At 70.6% G+C, this 15084-nt stretch carries 17 protein-coding genes; 7 read left to right on the forward strand and 10 right to left on the reverse strand.

Going from position 1 to position 15084, the window contains the following annotated elements; genetic code table 11:
• Positions 1-52: 52 nt before the first annotated feature.
• Positions 53-586: an inorganic diphosphatase gene (ppa, locus tag LXM90_RS26295; RefSeq protein ID WP_020092642.1), complete on the forward strand. Its 534-nt coding sequence runs from the start codon at positions 53-55 to the stop codon at positions 584-586.
• A gap of 40 nt (positions 587-626) precedes the next feature.
• Here the strand turns inward: ppa and LXM90_RS26300 are convergent, their stop codons facing one another.
• Complete coding sequence (locus LXM90_RS26300) at positions 627-1160, reverse strand: gamma carbonic anhydrase family protein (protein WP_020092643.1); 534 nt, start codon at positions 1158-1160, stop codon at positions 627-629.
• A gap of 158 nt (positions 1161-1318) precedes the next feature.
• Here LXM90_RS26300 and LXM90_RS26305 point away from each other — a divergent pair, with 158 nt between their 5' ends.
• The gene (locus LXM90_RS26305; RefSeq protein WP_020092644.1) at positions 1319-1597 is read left to right on the forward strand and encodes a hypothetical protein; all 279 of its coding nucleotides are present in this window, start codon (positions 1319-1321) and stop codon (positions 1595-1597) included.
• Positions 1598-1705: 108 nt separating this feature from the next.
• The gene (locus LXM90_RS26310) at positions 1706-1921 is read left to right on the forward strand and encodes a hypothetical protein (protein ID WP_020092645.1); all 216 of its coding nucleotides are present in this window, start codon (positions 1706-1708) and stop codon (positions 1919-1921) included.
• A gap of 29 nt (positions 1922-1950) precedes the next feature.
• Here the strand turns inward: LXM90_RS26310 and LXM90_RS26315 are convergent, their stop codons facing one another.
• Both LXM90_RS26315 and LXM90_RS26320 read right to left on the reverse strand, forming a co-directional pair.
• Positions 1951-2115 (reverse strand): hypothetical protein, encoded by a 165-nt coding sequence (locus LXM90_RS26315; RefSeq protein ID WP_020092646.1) that lies wholly within the window; start codon positions 2113-2115, stop codon positions 1951-1953.
• 94 nt (positions 2116-2209) lie between these two features.
• The gene (locus LXM90_RS26320) at positions 2210-2725 is read right to left on the reverse strand and encodes an META domain-containing protein (RefSeq protein WP_026604848.1); all 516 of its coding nucleotides are present in this window, start codon (positions 2723-2725) and stop codon (positions 2210-2212) included.
• Positions 2726-2947: 222 nt separating this feature from the next.
• Here LXM90_RS26320 and LXM90_RS26325 point away from each other — a divergent pair, with 222 nt between their 5' ends.
• The 4 genes from LXM90_RS26325 (at position 2948) to LXM90_RS26340 (ending at position 5639) form a co-directional block, all read left to right on the forward strand.
• Positions 2948-3271 carry an XRE family transcriptional regulator gene (locus LXM90_RS26325; RefSeq protein ID WP_020092648.1) on the forward strand — a complete coding sequence of 108 codons (324 nt, stop codon included), beginning with the start codon at positions 2948-2950 and terminating at the stop codon, positions 3269-3271.
• A gap of 192 nt (positions 3272-3463) precedes the next feature.
• The gene (locus tag LXM90_RS26330) at positions 3464-4201 is read left to right on the forward strand and encodes a PIG-L deacetylase family protein (RefSeq protein ID WP_020092649.1); all 738 of its coding nucleotides are present in this window, start codon (positions 3464-3466) and stop codon (positions 4199-4201) included.
• Positions 4198-4791 (forward strand): class I SAM-dependent methyltransferase, encoded by a 594-nt coding sequence (locus tag LXM90_RS26335; RefSeq protein ID WP_020092650.1) that lies wholly within the window; start codon positions 4198-4200, stop codon positions 4789-4791. Before LXM90_RS26330 ends, LXM90_RS26335 begins: the two co-directional genes overlap by 4 nt.
• Complete coding sequence (locus tag LXM90_RS26340; protein WP_020092651.1) at positions 4788-5639, forward strand: glycosyltransferase family 2 protein; 852 nt, start codon at positions 4788-4790, stop codon at positions 5637-5639. The genes LXM90_RS26335 and LXM90_RS26340 overlap by 4 nt, the downstream gene beginning before the upstream one ends.
• 187 nt (positions 5640-5826) lie before the next feature.
• Here LXM90_RS26340 and LXM90_RS26345 read toward each other — a convergent pair whose 3' ends face one another.
• From LXM90_RS26345 to LXM90_RS26375, 7 genes are all read right to left on the reverse strand, one after another.
• A complete protein-coding gene (locus tag LXM90_RS26345; protein WP_012320599.1) occupies positions 5827-6798 on the reverse strand; it encodes an HpcH/HpaI aldolase/citrate lyase family protein in 972 nt (323 codons plus the stop codon).
• A gap of 187 nt (positions 6799-6985) precedes the next feature.
• Positions 6986-9736: a phosphoenolpyruvate carboxylase gene (locus tag LXM90_RS26350; protein WP_020092652.1), complete on the reverse strand. Its 2751-nt coding sequence runs from the start codon at positions 9734-9736 to the stop codon at positions 6986-6988.
• A 167-nt stretch (positions 9737-9903) separates the two neighbouring features.
• Entirely contained in the window at positions 9904-10794 is an 891-nt protein-coding gene (sucD, locus tag LXM90_RS26355) for a succinate--CoA ligase subunit alpha (protein WP_010687110.1), read from the reverse strand.
• A 16-nt stretch (positions 10795-10810) separates the two neighbouring features.
• Complete coding sequence (locus tag LXM90_RS26360; RefSeq protein ID WP_020092653.1) at positions 10811-11989, reverse strand: malate--CoA ligase subunit beta; 1179 nt, start codon at positions 11987-11989, stop codon at positions 10811-10813.
• 400 nt (positions 11990-12389) lie between these two features.
• Complete coding sequence (fchA, locus tag LXM90_RS26365) at positions 12390-13031, reverse strand: methenyltetrahydrofolate cyclohydrolase (protein ID WP_020092654.1); 642 nt, start codon at positions 13029-13031, stop codon at positions 12390-12392.
• Between the two features lie 10 nt (positions 13032-13041).
• A complete protein-coding gene (locus LXM90_RS26370; protein ID WP_042673897.1) occupies positions 13042-13905 on the reverse strand; it encodes an NADP-dependent methylenetetrahydromethanopterin/methylenetetrahydrofolate dehydrogenase in 864 nt (287 codons plus the stop codon).
• Between the two features lie 209 nt (positions 13906-14114).
• Complete coding sequence (locus tag LXM90_RS26375) at positions 14115-15059, reverse strand: D-2-hydroxyacid dehydrogenase (protein ID WP_020092656.1); 945 nt, start codon at positions 15057-15059, stop codon at positions 14115-14117.
• Positions 15060-15084 lie beyond the last annotated feature (25 nt).

The raw sequence follows: 15084 nt of genomic DNA on the forward strand, positions 1-15084 counted from the left end.
CCTCTAAGAGATCCGGGAAGCGGACGAGACCGCATTCCGGAAGCGACAGGCCATGAAGATCGACGCCATCCCGCTCGGCAAGAAGCCGCCGCACGACGTCAACGTGATCGTCGAGGTGCCGCTCGGCGGCGAGCCGATCAAGTACGAGATGGACAAGGAATCCGGTGCGCTGGTCGTCGACCGGTTCCTGTACACGCCGATGTTCTACCCGGGCAATTACGGCTTCATCCCCCACACCCTGTCGGGCGACGGCGATCCCTGCGACGTGCTGGTGGCCAACACCCGCGCCGTGCTGCCGGGCGCGATCATCAGCGCGCGTCCCGTGGGCGTGATGGTGATGCAGGACGAGGGCGGCGAGGACGAGAAGATCATCGCGGTGCCCTCGCGCCACCTGACCAAGCGCTACGACCGGGTCGAGAACTACACCGACCTGCCCGACATCACGATCCAGCAGATCCAGCACTTCTTCGAGCACTACAAGGATCTGGAGCCCGGCAAGTGGGTCAAGTTCGTCCGCTGGGGCGACAAGGAGGAGGCCCACCGGCTGATCGAGGAAGCGATCGAGCGCGGCAAGGCCAAGAAGTAAGGGTGTTCCGGCCGCTCCTCCGGGGAGCGGCCCGTACCCGTCAGCCGTCGATGCGGCGCAGCCCGGCCCGGTAGCGCCGGGCATTCTCCACATAGCGCAGGGCGGCCTGCCGCAGACCCTCGATCGCGGCCTCGTCGAGGGTGCGCACGGCCTTGGCCGGCGCCCCGACGATCAGGCTGTGATCCGGGAACTCCTTGCCCTCGGTGACCAGCGCGTTGGCGCCGACGAGGCAGCCGCGGCCGATCCGGGCCCCGTTCAGAACCGTCGCCCCCATGCCGACGAGGCTGCCGTCCCCGATGGTGCAGCCGTGCACGATCGCGCCGTGCCCGATCGTGACGTCGGTCCCGATCACGAGGGGGAAGCCGGGATCGACGTGCATGATCACGCCTTCCTGGACGTTGGTGCGGTCGCCGATGCGGATCGGCTCGTTGTCGCCGCGCAGGGCCGCGCCGAACCAGATGCCGACATCGAGGCCGAGATGCACCCGGCCGATCACCTGCGCGTCGGGCGCGATCCAGACCCGGGCCGGGTCGGCGAGGTCGGGGACGTGCTCGTCGAGGGCATAGAGCGGCATGGCGGCCTTTCACGGAAGAGCGGTGGTATCGGCCGCGCGGCGCGGCCGGGATCGCGACAGATGACGCGCGGCACGTGTCGCGGGAATGGTACGGCGCGTCCAGGCTGCCAATGCTAGGCTGGCTCCGCAAGCGGTCGTGACCCGGATCGGAGACAGAGATGGCACGCCTCCCGGCCCTGATCGGTCTGACGCTTCTCCTGCTGACGCAGGGGGCCGGGGCCGCGGACCTGCGGGGGCCGGCGGCGCTGGGCCGGTTCCGGGCGACGTGCGAGGATCTCGGGACCTTCTGCTTCGCCGACGCCTGCGGCGGCGATCAGATCGCGGCGGCCGAGGGCTGCCGGGCGCGCTGTCCGAGCGCGTCGATCGTCGAGGTCGTCCCGGCCGCCTGCCCGCTGCCGGACGGTCGGTCCGTGCCGATCCTCCGGCGCCGCGGCTGAGAATCGGCCGCGATCGAGGGCCGGGAGAAATATCGGACGTCCGCGGCAACGAAACGCGGAACGCGGCATTGACCGTTTCGAACACGCTAACAACGGAGACGCGGACAGATGCTCGCGAACGCGCGCGATGCCCGCCGGCGCACGAAGCTGACCAGCGATCTCCGTCCGCCCGAAGCGGGAGCGAACGCCGATCCCGTCCTGTACGGCGTGGCCGCGGGTCTGGCGGCCCTGTTCCCGCCCGTGATGCTGCGCTCGGAGGCCTCGCCCGAGACGCACCGCGCCTCCGAGACCTCGCGGGCGCCGGACGCGACCGGCACCCGCTGAGGCTAGGACCGGTCGGCGCAGGCTCCCCCTCAGGCCGCGAGCCGGACGAGGAGGAGGAGGGTCGCCAGGAGCGGCGACGCCGCGGCGAGCCAGAGGGCGCCCGGATGGAAGCCCTCGGGTCCCGAGAAGCGCGCGGTCCTCGTCACCGCGGGACGCAGGGGATCCCCGCGTCCGATCCCGATCCCGACTGGCATCCGCGCACTCCTCGATACCGGAGGAGTGAGCGCCGACGTCCCTCAAGAGCGTCTGAATCGGCGGCCGTCGTCGTTCGGCGTGGTGAACCGGCCCTTAAAGGGCCCGGTCGAACTTCAGCTCGCCGTTCGGGCTCTTCAGAACGAGCTGCGAGCCGACCATGTCCCACACCGCCGAGGTGCGCAGGGCGATGAAGAACGCCTGCTCGGCGGCCGCGAGGCCCTTGTCGCAGCTCTTCTTGGTGAGCGCGAGCGGGCCGACGGCGATGTGCTGCTCCTTGAGCGGGAAGGCGGTCGCCGCGAAGGTGTTGCAGCCGCCGTAGCCGCGGGCGCGGTACTGCTTGTCGATGATGAAGCTCGGCCGGTCGCCGCCCGTGAACGGCTTGCCGTTCAGGCTCACGGCGGTCCAGGTCGAGTCCAGCGGGAACATCTTCTCGCTGGCCTTGGTCCCCGGCACGTACTGGGGCTTCTTCTCCTCCTCGCCGCCCGGCCGGCGGTTGCCCCGGCCGAAGCCCGTGGGCGAGCCGCCCATCTGCGCCTGCGCCTGCGTCGCCGCGGTCAGGTCCATGGCCAGCACGGCACAGGCCAAGCTCGCGATCAGCACCCCTCTCATCGTCCAGTCCCCATGTCGCGCGCGCCGCGCGCAGGTCATCCCGGTCCGGAAGCGCCGCGCGGGCCGCGCGGTCCGGCCCCTCGCGTGGGCCGCTCCGAATCCTTGCGCCTTGCCGGATGCGACAGGATTTCAGCACAATTATGGTCGCGCTCGGCCGAAGACCGCCCGGAAACGATCCGGGACCGCGATCGTTGTTGATCAGTGCGAAGCAGGAGGATCACCTTGGCAGGATCGGACGAGGGCGCGCAGAGCGGGACCCGGGCGCTCGCCATGACCCCGGCGCAGTCGCGGGCGGCTCGCGGGCTGCTCGGCTGGTCGGAGGCCGATCTCGCCGGCAAGGTCGGCCTGGACGAGCGATTCGTGCGGGATTTCGAGGGCGGCTATAGCGACGCGCCTAGTGGCCAAGTCGAGGCCCTGCGCAGCGCCCTCAGCGCCGCCGGTGCGGTCTTCCGCGACGCGCCGACGCCGGGCGTCCACCTCGCGGCGGGCCGGGGCGTCGACGAGGGCACCCGCGCCGACGCGCTCACCACCGAGAACGATCGCTGACACCCGCCGGCCGGCCCGAACGCGCCGCTCATGGCGCGTTCATGCGCTGCGCCTGACAACCCGGGACGCCACAACCCGCGCACCGTCCGTGGAGCGTCCCGTGATCGATCCCGTCAGCAGCCCGTCGCGGTGCGACCGGCGCTTTCCCTTGGCCTTCGTCTTGTCGGCCTCCGACCGGATCGGAGGCCGCTGATGCGCGCCGACGCCTTCCTCGCCGCCGCCGACGCGCTGCCCGTGGCGAGCCTCGACGCCCTCCTGGGGAGCCGGGGGCTCGTGGTGGTCGCGCCCCATCCCGACGACGAGAGCCTCGGATGCGGCGGGCTGATCGCCGCCGCCCGGGCGTCGGGACGGCCCGTGCATCTCGTCGTGGTCAGCGACGGCTGCGGGTCGCACACGCATTCCCGTCTCTACCCGCCCGAGAAACTGCGCGCCCTGCGCGAGGCGGAGACCCGGCGGGCCGTGGCGGTCCTCGGCCTCGGGCCCGAGGCCGTCACCTTCCTGCGCCTCCCGGACGCGCACGTCCCGAGCGACGGCCCCGGGGCCGAGGCCGCCGCGTCCGCGGTCGCCCGCGCGGCCGCGGCGATCGGGGCCGGCGCGGTCTTCGTCACGTGGCGCCACGATCCCCACTGCGACCACAAGGCGGCCGCGGCGATCGTCGCCCTCGCGCGGCCGCAGATGCCGGGGGTCCGCGTCTACGAGTACCCCGTCTGGGGCTGGACCCTGCCGCCCGAGACCGAGGTCGGGCCGAGCCCCGCCGGCCTGCGCCTCGACGTCTCCGCCTATCGCGAGACCAAGGCGCGCGCCGTCGCCGCCCACGAATCGCAGACCACCGACCTGATCGCGGACGATCCCCAGGGCTTCCGGCTCGAGCCTGCCATGATCGACCGGCTCTGCGGCCCCTACGAGCGCTTCGTCGCGGTCCCCGCATGAGCCGCCGGACGAAGACCCTGCCGGAAGACTACTTCCTCGGCATGTACGCCAGCGACCCGGATCCCTGGCGCTTCACCTCGTCGTCCTACGAGCGCGACAAGTACGCGGCGACGCTGGCGGCCCTGCCGCAGGCGCGCTACCGGGCCGCGTTCGAGCCGGCCTGCTCCATCGGCGTCTTCACCCACGCCCTGTCCGAGCGCTGCGAGCGTCTGCTCGCCACGGATCTGGTTCCGGCCGCCCTGGAGGACGCCCGGGCGCGCTGCGCGGATCGCCCCCACGTCGAGATCCGGCAGGGCACGATGCCGGCGGACTGGCCCGAGGAGCGGTTCGACCTGATCGTCCTCTCCGAGTTCCTGTACTTCCTGGCCCCGGAGGATTTCGCCGCGCTCGTGCGCCGGGCCGGCGCGACGATCGCGCCCGGCGGCGACATCGTGCTGGTGCACTGGCTGGGCGAGACCGACTACCCGCTCTCGGGTGACGGCGCCGCCGAGGGCTTCATCCGGCTGTCGGCACCCTTCGCACAGGTCCTGAGTCAGGCGCGGACGGACAAGTACCGCATCGACGTCCTGCGCGCCGGAACCGCCCCGTGAGCGTCGCGGTCATCACCCTCAACAAGGGCCGGCGCGCGCACCTGACCCGTCTGCTCGAAGGCCTCGGCCGCGGCGACCCGCCCGACCGCTGCGTCGTCGTCGAGATCGGCGACGACGCGGCGCCCTACCCGGCCCTGCCCTTCCCGGTGGAGCGCGTGCCGTTCCCGCGTGCCGGCCTGCCGCTCGCCGCGGCGCGCAATGCCGGGCGCCGGGCCGCCGGTGCCGACACGCTGATCTTCCTCGACGTGGACTGCATCCCCTCGGCGGGGCTCGTCGCGGGCCTGTCGCGGGCGGTGGCCGAGCGGGACGGCCTGATCTGCTGCGAGATCGGCTACCTGCCGGCCGGCGCGGTCGCGGACGGGTGGCGCGAGACGGATCTGGCGCGTCTCGGCGCGCCGCACCCGGTGCGGGCCTTCCCGCCCGCCGGCACGGTGGCGCCGGCGCCGCAGCCCGGCCTGTTCTGGTCCCTCGCCTTCGCGGTGCGGGCCGCGACCTATGACCGCCTCGGCGGCTTCGACGAGACCTTCTCAGGCTACGGCGCGGAGGACACCGACCTCGCCTTCCGGGCCGAGCGGGCCGGCGTGCCGATCCTGTTCCTCGGCGGCCCCCGGGCCTACCACCAGCATCATCCGGGCTACGACCCGCCGCTGCAGCATTTCCGCGACATCGTCGCCAACGCGGCGCGCTTCCACGACCGGCACGGGATCTGGCCGATGGACGGCTGGCTCGACGGGTTCGCCCGGCTCGGGCTGATCGCGGCGGACCGCTCCACCGGGATCGTGGTTCACCGGGACCCGACGCCGGACGAGATGGAAGCGGCGCGGCTACCGGACGATCAGCCGTTCTGACGGGACTTCGGGCCACGCGGCGCCGCCGTCCTCGCGAGCGCAGCGAGGCAACCCGGCAGCGACACGCATGTCGCCGTAGCCGCGACCCTGGATTGCTTCGCTGCGCTCGCTAGGACGAGACGTTCCTCGCCGTGCGGAGGGCGGATCCCGGCCAGGGGGCTGGGATCCGCCCGCGTCGGAGCCGTCTTCAGCCCTTCATGGCGTTCGCCTTCTCGATCAGCGCCTCGGCCATGCGGATCGAGGCGATGTCGATGAGGCGGCCGTCCAGGGACACGGCGCCGCGGCCGGCCTTGGCGGCCTCTTCCATGGCCTCGAGGATGCGCCGAGCCTTGGTGACCTCGGCCTCGGAGGGGGTGAACACCTCGTTGGCGAGCTCGATCTGGCTCGGGTGGATCGCCCACTTGCCCTCGAAGCCGAGGGCCGCGCAGCGGCGGGCCGCCGAGCGGTAGCCGTCCGGATCCGAGAAGTCGCCGAACGGTCCGTCGATCGGGCGCAGTCCGTAGGCGCGGCAGGCGACCAGCATGCGGTTCTGGGCGAACAGCCACGGGTCCTGCCAGTGGGTCTGGCGGCTGCCGGACTCGTCCTTGTCGGTCAGCACCGAGAAGTCGGGGTTCACGCCGCCGATGACGGTGGATCGGGCGCGGGTCGAGGCGGCGTAGTCGGCGACGCCGAAGGACATCGCCTCCAGCCGCTTCGACGACTGGGCGATCGCCTCGACGTTGGCCATGCCGAGGGCCGTCTCGATCAGCACCTCGAAGCCGATCTGCTTCTCGCGCTTCTTGGCCTGCTCGATCTGGGTGACCAGCACGTCGATGGCGTAGACGTCGGCCGGCACGCCGACCTTGGGGATCAGCACCATGTCGAGCCGCGGGCAGGCTTCGACGATGTCGACCACGTCGCGGTACATGTAGTGGGTGTCGAGACCGTTGATGCGGATCATCATGGTCTTGTTGCCCCAATCCAGGTCGTTCAGCGCCTGGATGATGTTGGTGCGGGCCTTCTCCTTGTCGTCCGGGGCGACCGCGTCCTCGAGATCGAGGAAGATCACGTCCGCCGCCGAGGAGGCCGACTTCTCCATGAAGGTCGGGTTGGAGCCGGGCACGGCGAGTTCGGAGCGGTGCAGGCGCGGCTTGGCCTGCTGGATCAGGGTGAAGCTCATCTTGGGTTCTCTCTCCTGGTGACGGTTCTGGTGCCGTTGCGGGATGCGGTCCCGTTCATCGGCGGCAAATGGCGCGCGCGTGGGTCGCTGACAGGGCGCGGCTGCACGAATGGACCGGGTCCCCGGTACGGGATCGAGGCACGGGTCCCGTCTCCCGCGCGGGAGAGGGAGCCCGCTGGACCCTCCCCTATCCGGTCGCCCCGAAGCCGACCGCGATGCAGTTGATGGACAGGAGCAGGGCCGACTTCACCGCCTCGCGCCGGTCCTCGTCGGTCTCCGCGCGGTAGCGGGCGAGCAGCTCGACCTGCTCGCGGCTGACCTGGTTGATCGTCGGGAGCCGGCCCTTCAGGCGGTCCCGAAACAGGGGGAAGCGCTCGGCCAGCTCCGTGCCGCCGCTCACCCGCAGCACCATCTCGCGGGTGAGCGCGTACTCGGCCTCGATCATCGAGAAGATCCGGTCCCGGACGCCCGCGTCCTGGACGAGGCCCGCGTAGGCGCGGGCGATGTCGAGATCGACCATCATCAGCGTCTTCTCGACCTCGTCGAGGACGAGGCGGAGGATGCGGGACTCGTTGAACAGCCGCTTGAGGGTCGCCTCGCCGTCGCGGCCGCGCACGTCGATGAAGCTCGCCAGCCCCGAGCCGACGCCGTACCAGCCGGTGATCACGTGCCGGTTCTGCGACCACGCGAACACCCAGGGGATCGCGCGGAGGTCCGAGAGCGAGCGCGCGCCGAAGCGGCGGGCCGGACGCGAGCCGATGTTGAGAAGGGAGATCTCGTCGAGCGGGCTCGCCGCCTGGAAGTAGTCGACGAGGCCGTCGGTCTGGAGCAGCTGGACGTAGGCCGCCCGCGAGGCACCGGCGAGCGCCTCGAGGGCGTCGTCGTGGCCGGGGCCCACCCGCTCGCCGTCGCCGGCGAGCGCGTGCTCGAACACCGAGGCCGCCAGCAGCTCCATCTGGTAGGCGGCCGTGCCGCGGTTGGCGTACTTGAACGAGACGACCTCGCCCTGCTCGGTGGTCCGGAACCGACCGCGGATGGAGCCCGGCGGCTGGGCCATGATGCCCTTCTGGGTCGGCACGCCGCCGCGGCTCACCGAGCCGCCGCGCCCGTGGAAGAAGGCGATCCCGACGCCGAGCTCCTCGCCGAGCCGGGTCAGCTTGCTCTGCGCCTTGTAGAGCTCCCAGTTGGCGGCGACGAAGCCGCCGTCCTTGTTGGAGTCGGAGTAGCCGATCATCACCTCCTGCACGCCGCCCTGCCAGCGGGTGGAGCGGCGGACCACCGGCACGTTGAGCAGCGCCCGCATGATCGCCGGGGCGGCGCGCAGGTCGTCGATGGTCTCGAACAGGGGCACGATCGGCAGCGGGCAGATCTCCGTCCCGGCGGCGTCGAGGAACACCCCCGCTTCCTTGGCCAGCAGGTACGCGCCGAGCACGTCCTCCACCGAGCGGGTCATCGACAGCACGAAGGCGCCGAACGCCTCGCGGTCGAGGGCCTCGCGCATCTCGGCGACGAGGGCGAAGGTGGCCAGCGTCTCGCGGGCGGCGTCGGGCAAGTCCTCGAAGGACCGCTCGGGATCGCGCGGCCGGGCGAGCTCCGTGTCGAGCCACTGGCGCCACGCGGCCGAGCCGAGGGCCGGCGGCTCGCCGTCGCCGTTGCGCTGGCGCCAGAGGGCGTGGAGCGTGTCGGTGGTCCGGGTCGTGTTCTCGCGCAGGTCGAGGCGGACCGTCGAGAAGCGGAAGATCTCGACCATGCGCCGGACCGGACGCACGAGATCCCGCGCCAGTGCCCCGCACTTGGCCTCGGTCAGGCCGCGCTCCAGGGTGCGCAGGTCCTCGATGAGCCCGTCCGCGCTCGCGTAGTCGGGGCCGGACGGGTGCTCGCCCTCGTTGCGGGCGATCGTCGCCTCGATCTTGCGCAGGACGCAGGACAGGTACTGCCTATAGGGCTCGCCCGGGTTGCGCCGGGTGATGGCGCGGGCCTGGCCGCTCTCGGCGAGATTCCGGTCGAGCTCCGCGCGGAAGCTCTCGGGCAGCGGCAGCGAGCGCTCGGTGAGCGAGAGGGTCCGCCCCAGCTCGCGGACGCCGTCGCGGTAGCGCGTGAGCGAGGCGAGCGCGTTGCGGTGCAGGGTCTGCCGGGTGACCGCCGCCGTCACGTAGGGGTTGCCGTCCCGGTCGCCGCCGATCCAGGAGCCGAACTGGAAGAACGGCGGCACCCTGAACTCGGTGCCCGGATAGGTCTCGGCCAGCGCCTCGTGCAGGGTCTCCAGGGTCTCGGGCAGCATCTCGAACAGGGTCTCGTCGAAGAAGTGCAGCCCCCAGGCCACCTCCCGCTCGACGGTCGCCTTCTCCAGGTGCAGCTCGCCCGTCATCCAGACCAGCTCGATCTGGTCGCGCAGCTCGTTCATGAGCCCGTTGCGCTCACGGTCGGTCCAGCGCGGCATCTCCAGCTCGCGCAGGACGAGGTAGATCCGGCGGAACTTCTCCAGCACCGTCACCCGCTTGCCCTCGGTCGGGTGGGCGGTGAGCGTCGGGCGGATGCGCAGGTCGCTGAGCAGCGCCTGGATTTTTTCAGGGGGCACCCCCTGTTTGCGCGCGTCGGAAAAAACCTTGGCGAAGGAGCCGCCGAGCGCGGCCCGCCCCTCCGTGCGCTCCACGTGCCGGCGTCGGCGCATCGCGGCGTTCTGCTCGGCGATGGAGATCAGCTGGAACCAGATGCCCTGCACCTGCAGCGCGCGCGCCAGCATCTGCGGCGAGAAGCGCGAGATGTCGGCCGTCCCGTGCAGGACCGCCTCGAGGTCGGGGTCGTGCCGGCGGGCGACGTCGAGCAGCGCCTGGAACAGGATGTCCAGCGCCTGTTCCGACGACGTGCCGACGATCACCGGCGGCGCGAAGGCCGTGGCATCGACGAGACCGGGGGTTGCGTGAAGGGTGCGGGTCATGGAGCCACCTCGTGGCGCACGGTCTTTCTCGAGGATGTTCAGCGCGATGCGCCGTCACCTCCGGGAGGGAGGCGCGCATCGGCCGGTGCCCAGCGCGACGCGCGCCCTCTCCCGCTCGGGAGAGAGGACCCGCGCCGCGTTCCGGGACGTAAGGCGGGCCGGCCGCGCTACGCGGCCCGGGCCAGCACGTCGGCCACCGTCTGCCCGAAGGAGCCCGGATCCGGCGCCACCGTCAGCCCGTAGGAGCGCATGATCTCGGCCTTCTCGGCGGCGCTGTCGCCGGCCGCCGAGATGATCGCGCCGGCATGGCCCATGCGGCGCCCCTTCGGGGCGGTCAGCCCGGCCACGAAGCCGATTACCGGCTTCGACATGTTCTCGCGGATCCAGGCCGAGGCCTCGGCCTCCTGCGGGCCGCCGATCTCGCCGATCATCAGGACCGCGTCGGTGTCCGGGTCGGTCTCGAATAGGGCGAGGTGGTCGAGGAAGGACGAGCCGTTGATCGGGTCGCCGCCGATGCCCACCGAGGTCGAGATCCCGAGCCCGAGTTCCTTGAGTTGCGAGGCGGCCTCGTAGCCCAGCGTCCCGGAGCGGGAGATCACCCCGACATTGCCCGGAAGGTAGATGTGGCCGGGCATGATGCCGAGCATCGCCTTGCCGGGCGAGATGATGCCGGCGCAGTTCGGGCCGACCACCATGGTCCGCTTCTCTTTGGGGTAGCGGTACAGGTAGCGCTTCACCCGCATCATGTCCTGGGCCGGGATGCCGTCGGTGATCGAGCAGACCAGCCGCAGGCCGGCATCGGCCGCCTCCATGATGGCGTCCGCCGCGAAGGGGGGCGCCACGAAGGTGATCGACGTGGTGGCGCCGGTCGCCGCCACCGCCTCCTTGACGGTGTTGAACACCGGCAGGCCGAGATGGGTGCGCCCGCCCTTGCCCGGGGTGACGCCGCCGACGACGTTCGTGCCGTAATCCAGCATCTCCTTGGCGTGGAAGGTGCCCTTGTCGCCCGTGATGCCCTGGACGATGATCGGGGTGGTCTCGTCGATGAGGATGCTCATGGCGCGGTCTCCCCTCTCAGTGCTGCGTCTTGGCGGCGGAGCAGGCGTCGACCGCCTTCTTGGCCGCCTCAGCCAGCGTGTCGGCGGTGATGAGATCGAGGCCGCTCTCGGCCAGGATCTTCTTGCCGGCCTCGACGTTCGTGCCGGCGAGCCGGACCACCAGCGGCACGTCGATCTTCACCTCGCGGGCGGCCTGGACGACGCCCTCGGCGACCCAGTCGCAGCGGTTGATGCCGGCGAAGATGTTGACGAGGATCGCCTTCACGTTGCGGTCCGACAGGACCAGCCGGAAGGCCGTGGCCACCCGCTCAGGGGACGCGCCGCCGCCGACATCGAGGAAGTTCGCCGGCTCGCCGCCTGCGTGCTTGATCATGTCCATGGTGGCCATGGCGAGGCCCGCGCCGTTGACGATGCAGCCGATCTCGCCCTCGAGGCCGATGTAGCTGAGGTTGTGCTCGGCGGCCTGCGCCTCGCGGGGATCGCCCTGGGACGGGTCGTGCATGTCGGCGATGCCCGGCCGGCGGAACATCGCGTTGTCGTCGAAGCTCATCTTGGCGTCGAGCGCCAGCACCCGGTCGTCCTTGGTGACGACGAGCGGGTTGATCTCCAGCATGGTGCCGTCGCAGTCGCGGAACGCCCGGTAGGCGTTCATGATCGTCTTCACCGCGGCCGAGACCTGCTTGATGTTGAGCCCGAGCTGGAAGGCAATCTCCCGCGCCTGGAACTGCTGCAGGCCGACCGCCGGCTCGACCACCACCTGGATGAGCGAGTCGGGCTCCTTGGCGGCGATCTCCTCGATGTCCATGCCGCCGCGCTGGCTGGCGATGACCCGCACGCGCTCGGCCTTCCGGTCCAGCACGTAGCCGAGGTAGAGCTCGCGCTCGAACGGGTCGGCGGTCTCGACGTAGACCCGCTGCACCGGCTTGCCCTCGGGGCCGGTCTGGTGCGTGACGAGGCGCTTGCCGAGGAGATCCTTCGCGGCGTCGCGGACCTCGTTGTAGGTCCGGCACAGCTTGATCCCGCCGGCCTTGCCGCGGGCGCCGGCGTGGATCTGCGCCTTCACGGCCCAGAACGAGCCGCCGAGCTCGGTGGCCGCGTAGACCGCCTGGTCCGGGCTGAAGGCGATCGCGCCTTTCGGGACGGCCACGCCGAAGCTCGCGAGCAGCTCCTTGGCCTGATACTCGTGGACGTCCATTCGGCGCCTCCTCCGCGGTTCGTTGCCGCCGTTGACGCTCTCTACTTTAGTTGAGTCGAAAGATTACGCCCGTCAAATTTTTTAAGCTCCTGATTGACCGCGACTTTTTCGCGGTCGCAACACAGATCGTATTTCATATTGCGATGCAGCATACAGGAAAACAGCGAGGCCGGGAGCACGATGCACCCGGCCTCGACTGTTGAATCGCTACAAAGTACGCCGGAACGCTTCGTTCAGGACGCGCTGTCCGTCATCGCGAGCGCAGCGACGTGACCCAGGGCAGCGCGACCTCTGAGATCGTGGCGCCAACTGGATTGCTTCGCTGCGCTCGCAGAGACGGCGGCGTCGACGGGGCCGACCGAGCACGCTGTGACGCGCGGTGCTGACCCAAGTCGCCGGTTCAGTTCACCTTGTCCTTGACGACCGCGTAGACCTTCTCGGTGAGTGCGCCGGCCTCGCCGAGCAGATCCTCCAGCTCCTTCAGCCGCTCCTCGGCGAACGCGCGGTCCTCGAGACCCTTGGCGTTCACGTAGACGTTCAGCGCCGCGCTGCGCAGGCCGGCATAGGCGGAGAGCACCGCCACGCCGGCATCCGACACGACGTTGAGGTTGCCCTTGTCGGCGGTGATGGCCGCGAGGTCGATCACCGCGCGGCAGGCCCGGCAGCAGGCGAGCGGCACGTCGCAGGCGGTCTTGAGCGCCGCCTGGATCTTCTCGGCGCGGGCCGCCTTCTCGTCGTCGGTGTTCTTGGGCAGGCCGTAGGCGCCCATGACGGCGTCGAAGGCCTGGACGTCCTCGCCGATCATGCCGGTGAGCACGACCCGCAGGCCCTCGGACTTGGCCAGGACCTCCTTCAGCTCGGCCTCGACCTCGACGTACTTCTTCTTGCCGATGGTGAGGTTGCAGACCATCGACACAAGGGCCGCGCCCATGGCGCCGGAGATCGCCGCCGCGCCGCCGCCCCCGGGGGTGGGGGCAGCGCTCGCCAGCTCCGTCAGGAATTTCTCGATGCTGTCGGTCTCGGGGCGATGCGTCTCGGTCACCGGCGCCTCCTCAGGCCATCGTCTTGGCGAGGGCGTAGATCTCCTCGGCGTCGAGCACCTTGTCGGTGCTCTCGAAGAGCTGGCCGACGCAGGCCCGGTGCAGCTTGAGCTTCAGGCCGCCGATGCCCAGCGCCCCGAAGGCCTGCTTGCCGTTGCGCTCCTTGCCCTTGTCCATCACGTCGATGCCGCCGATGCCCGTCGGGGGCTGGGCGTTGTAGTCGGCGACGAACTCGATCGACGATTCCTGCGCCCAGGCGGCTTCCGGCAGCAGCTCGACGCCGATGGCGCCGGCCGTGAACACGAGGTTCGTGCCCTTCACCAGGGCGACGCGGGAGGCCTCGTCGGGGGTCGCGGCGGCCTTCACGTTGACCTTGAAGCGCGTGTTGATCTGGTCCGCGGCGGCCTGGGTCTTGTCGAGGGCGCGGCCCGCGATGGTGACCTCGGCGCCCTCGCCGGCGAGCAGAGCGGCCGAGCGCATGCCGACCGGGCCGGTGCCCGCCAGCACGACGGCCTTCTTGCCCTGGAGCGAGCCCGCGGCCTTGGCCACCAGCGCGACGCCCGCGGCGGCCGTGGTGTTGGAGCCGTTGGAATCGAGCATCACCGAGACCCGGAACGGGCCGAAGAAGCGCTTCTTGACGGCGGTGAACAGCGCCTCGCCCGCCGCCATGCTGCCGCCGCCGACGAAGATCGCCGTCGACTTCTTCTCGGAGCCGCCGCGGGTGTAGATCGTGCCGTCGACCAGGGCGCCGACATTGTCGGGATTCACGCCGCCGTAGCCGGTGATGTGGTCGGCGCCGCCGTCGTAGCCGACGACCGTGTCGAACACGTTCGGCACGGCATCGGTGTCGAACAGGAACAGCAGTTTTTTCGTCATTTTCTTGGGACCTTTCCGTCGCGCCCGTGGGGCGCCGGCGCTGATGTTGGTTGGGTCGGTGCGTGGACGCAGCCCCTCTCCTCCCCCTTGCGGGGAGGAGCCGGAGGTGGGGGTGGTGGAGAATTGAGCGGAGCAGTGCCTCCTGCACCACCCCCACCCCTGGCCACTCCCCGCAGGGGGGAGGGGAACGCCCGTTGCTGATTTTGAGCTTAGGCTTCCACCACGTTCTGCGGCTTGCCCGCCACGAAAGCCTCGACGTTGTCGACGAGCTGGTCGGCCAGGATCTGCATCGCCTCCTTGCTCGCCCAAGCGACGTGCGGCGTGACGATCAGGTTCGGCAGGTCGGCGTCGCACAGGATGTTGCCGTCCTTGGGCGGCTCCTGCGCCACCACGTCGAACCCGGCGCCCGCGATGGTGCCGTCCTTGAGCGCCTCGAGAAGGGCCGCCTCGTCCACGAGGCCGCCGCGGGCCGTGTTGATGAGGATGGCGCTCTTCTTCATCTTCTTGAGCTCGGCGGCGCCGATCATCCCCTTGGTGTCGGGGGTCAGCGGCACGTGCAGCGTGATCACGTCGGACTGCGTCAGGATCGTCTCGAAATCGACCAGCCCGTCCTGCGGGAACACGTCGTAGGCGATGACCTTCATGCCCAGCGCCTCGGCGCGCTTGGCGATCGACTTGCCCAGCGCCCCGTAGCCGACGATGCCGAGCGTCGAGCCGGCGATGTCGTAGATCGGATAGTCGAAATAGCAGAACTGCTTGGACTTCGCCCAGTCGCCGCGCCGCACCGAGTTGGCGTAGGGCACGATCGCCCGGCGCAGGGCGAACATCAGCCCGACCACGTGCTCCGGCACGGTGTTGAACGCGTAGTTGCGGATGTTGACGACCGTGACCCCCTGGGCCTTGGCCTGGGCCTTGTCGACCACGTCGGTGCCGGTGGCGGCGACCGCGATCAGCTTCAGGTCGGGGAGCTGCTTCAGCGTCTCGGCCCGCATCGGGACCTTGTTGATCAGCGCGATCTCCGCGCCCTGGAGGCGGGAGACGATCTCCTCCGGCGTCCAGGTCGACTCGTGCTCGACGTATTCGTGGGGGAAATTGAACGGTCGGACCCTGGCATCGAGGGATTCACGATCCAGGAACACGATCTTCTTGGTCATAGGACCCCTCTCGTACGACGGGCGG

Source organism: Methylobacterium oryzae (assembly GCF_021398735.1).
GTDB lineage: Bacteria > Pseudomonadota > Alphaproteobacteria > Rhizobiales > Beijerinckiaceae > Methylobacterium.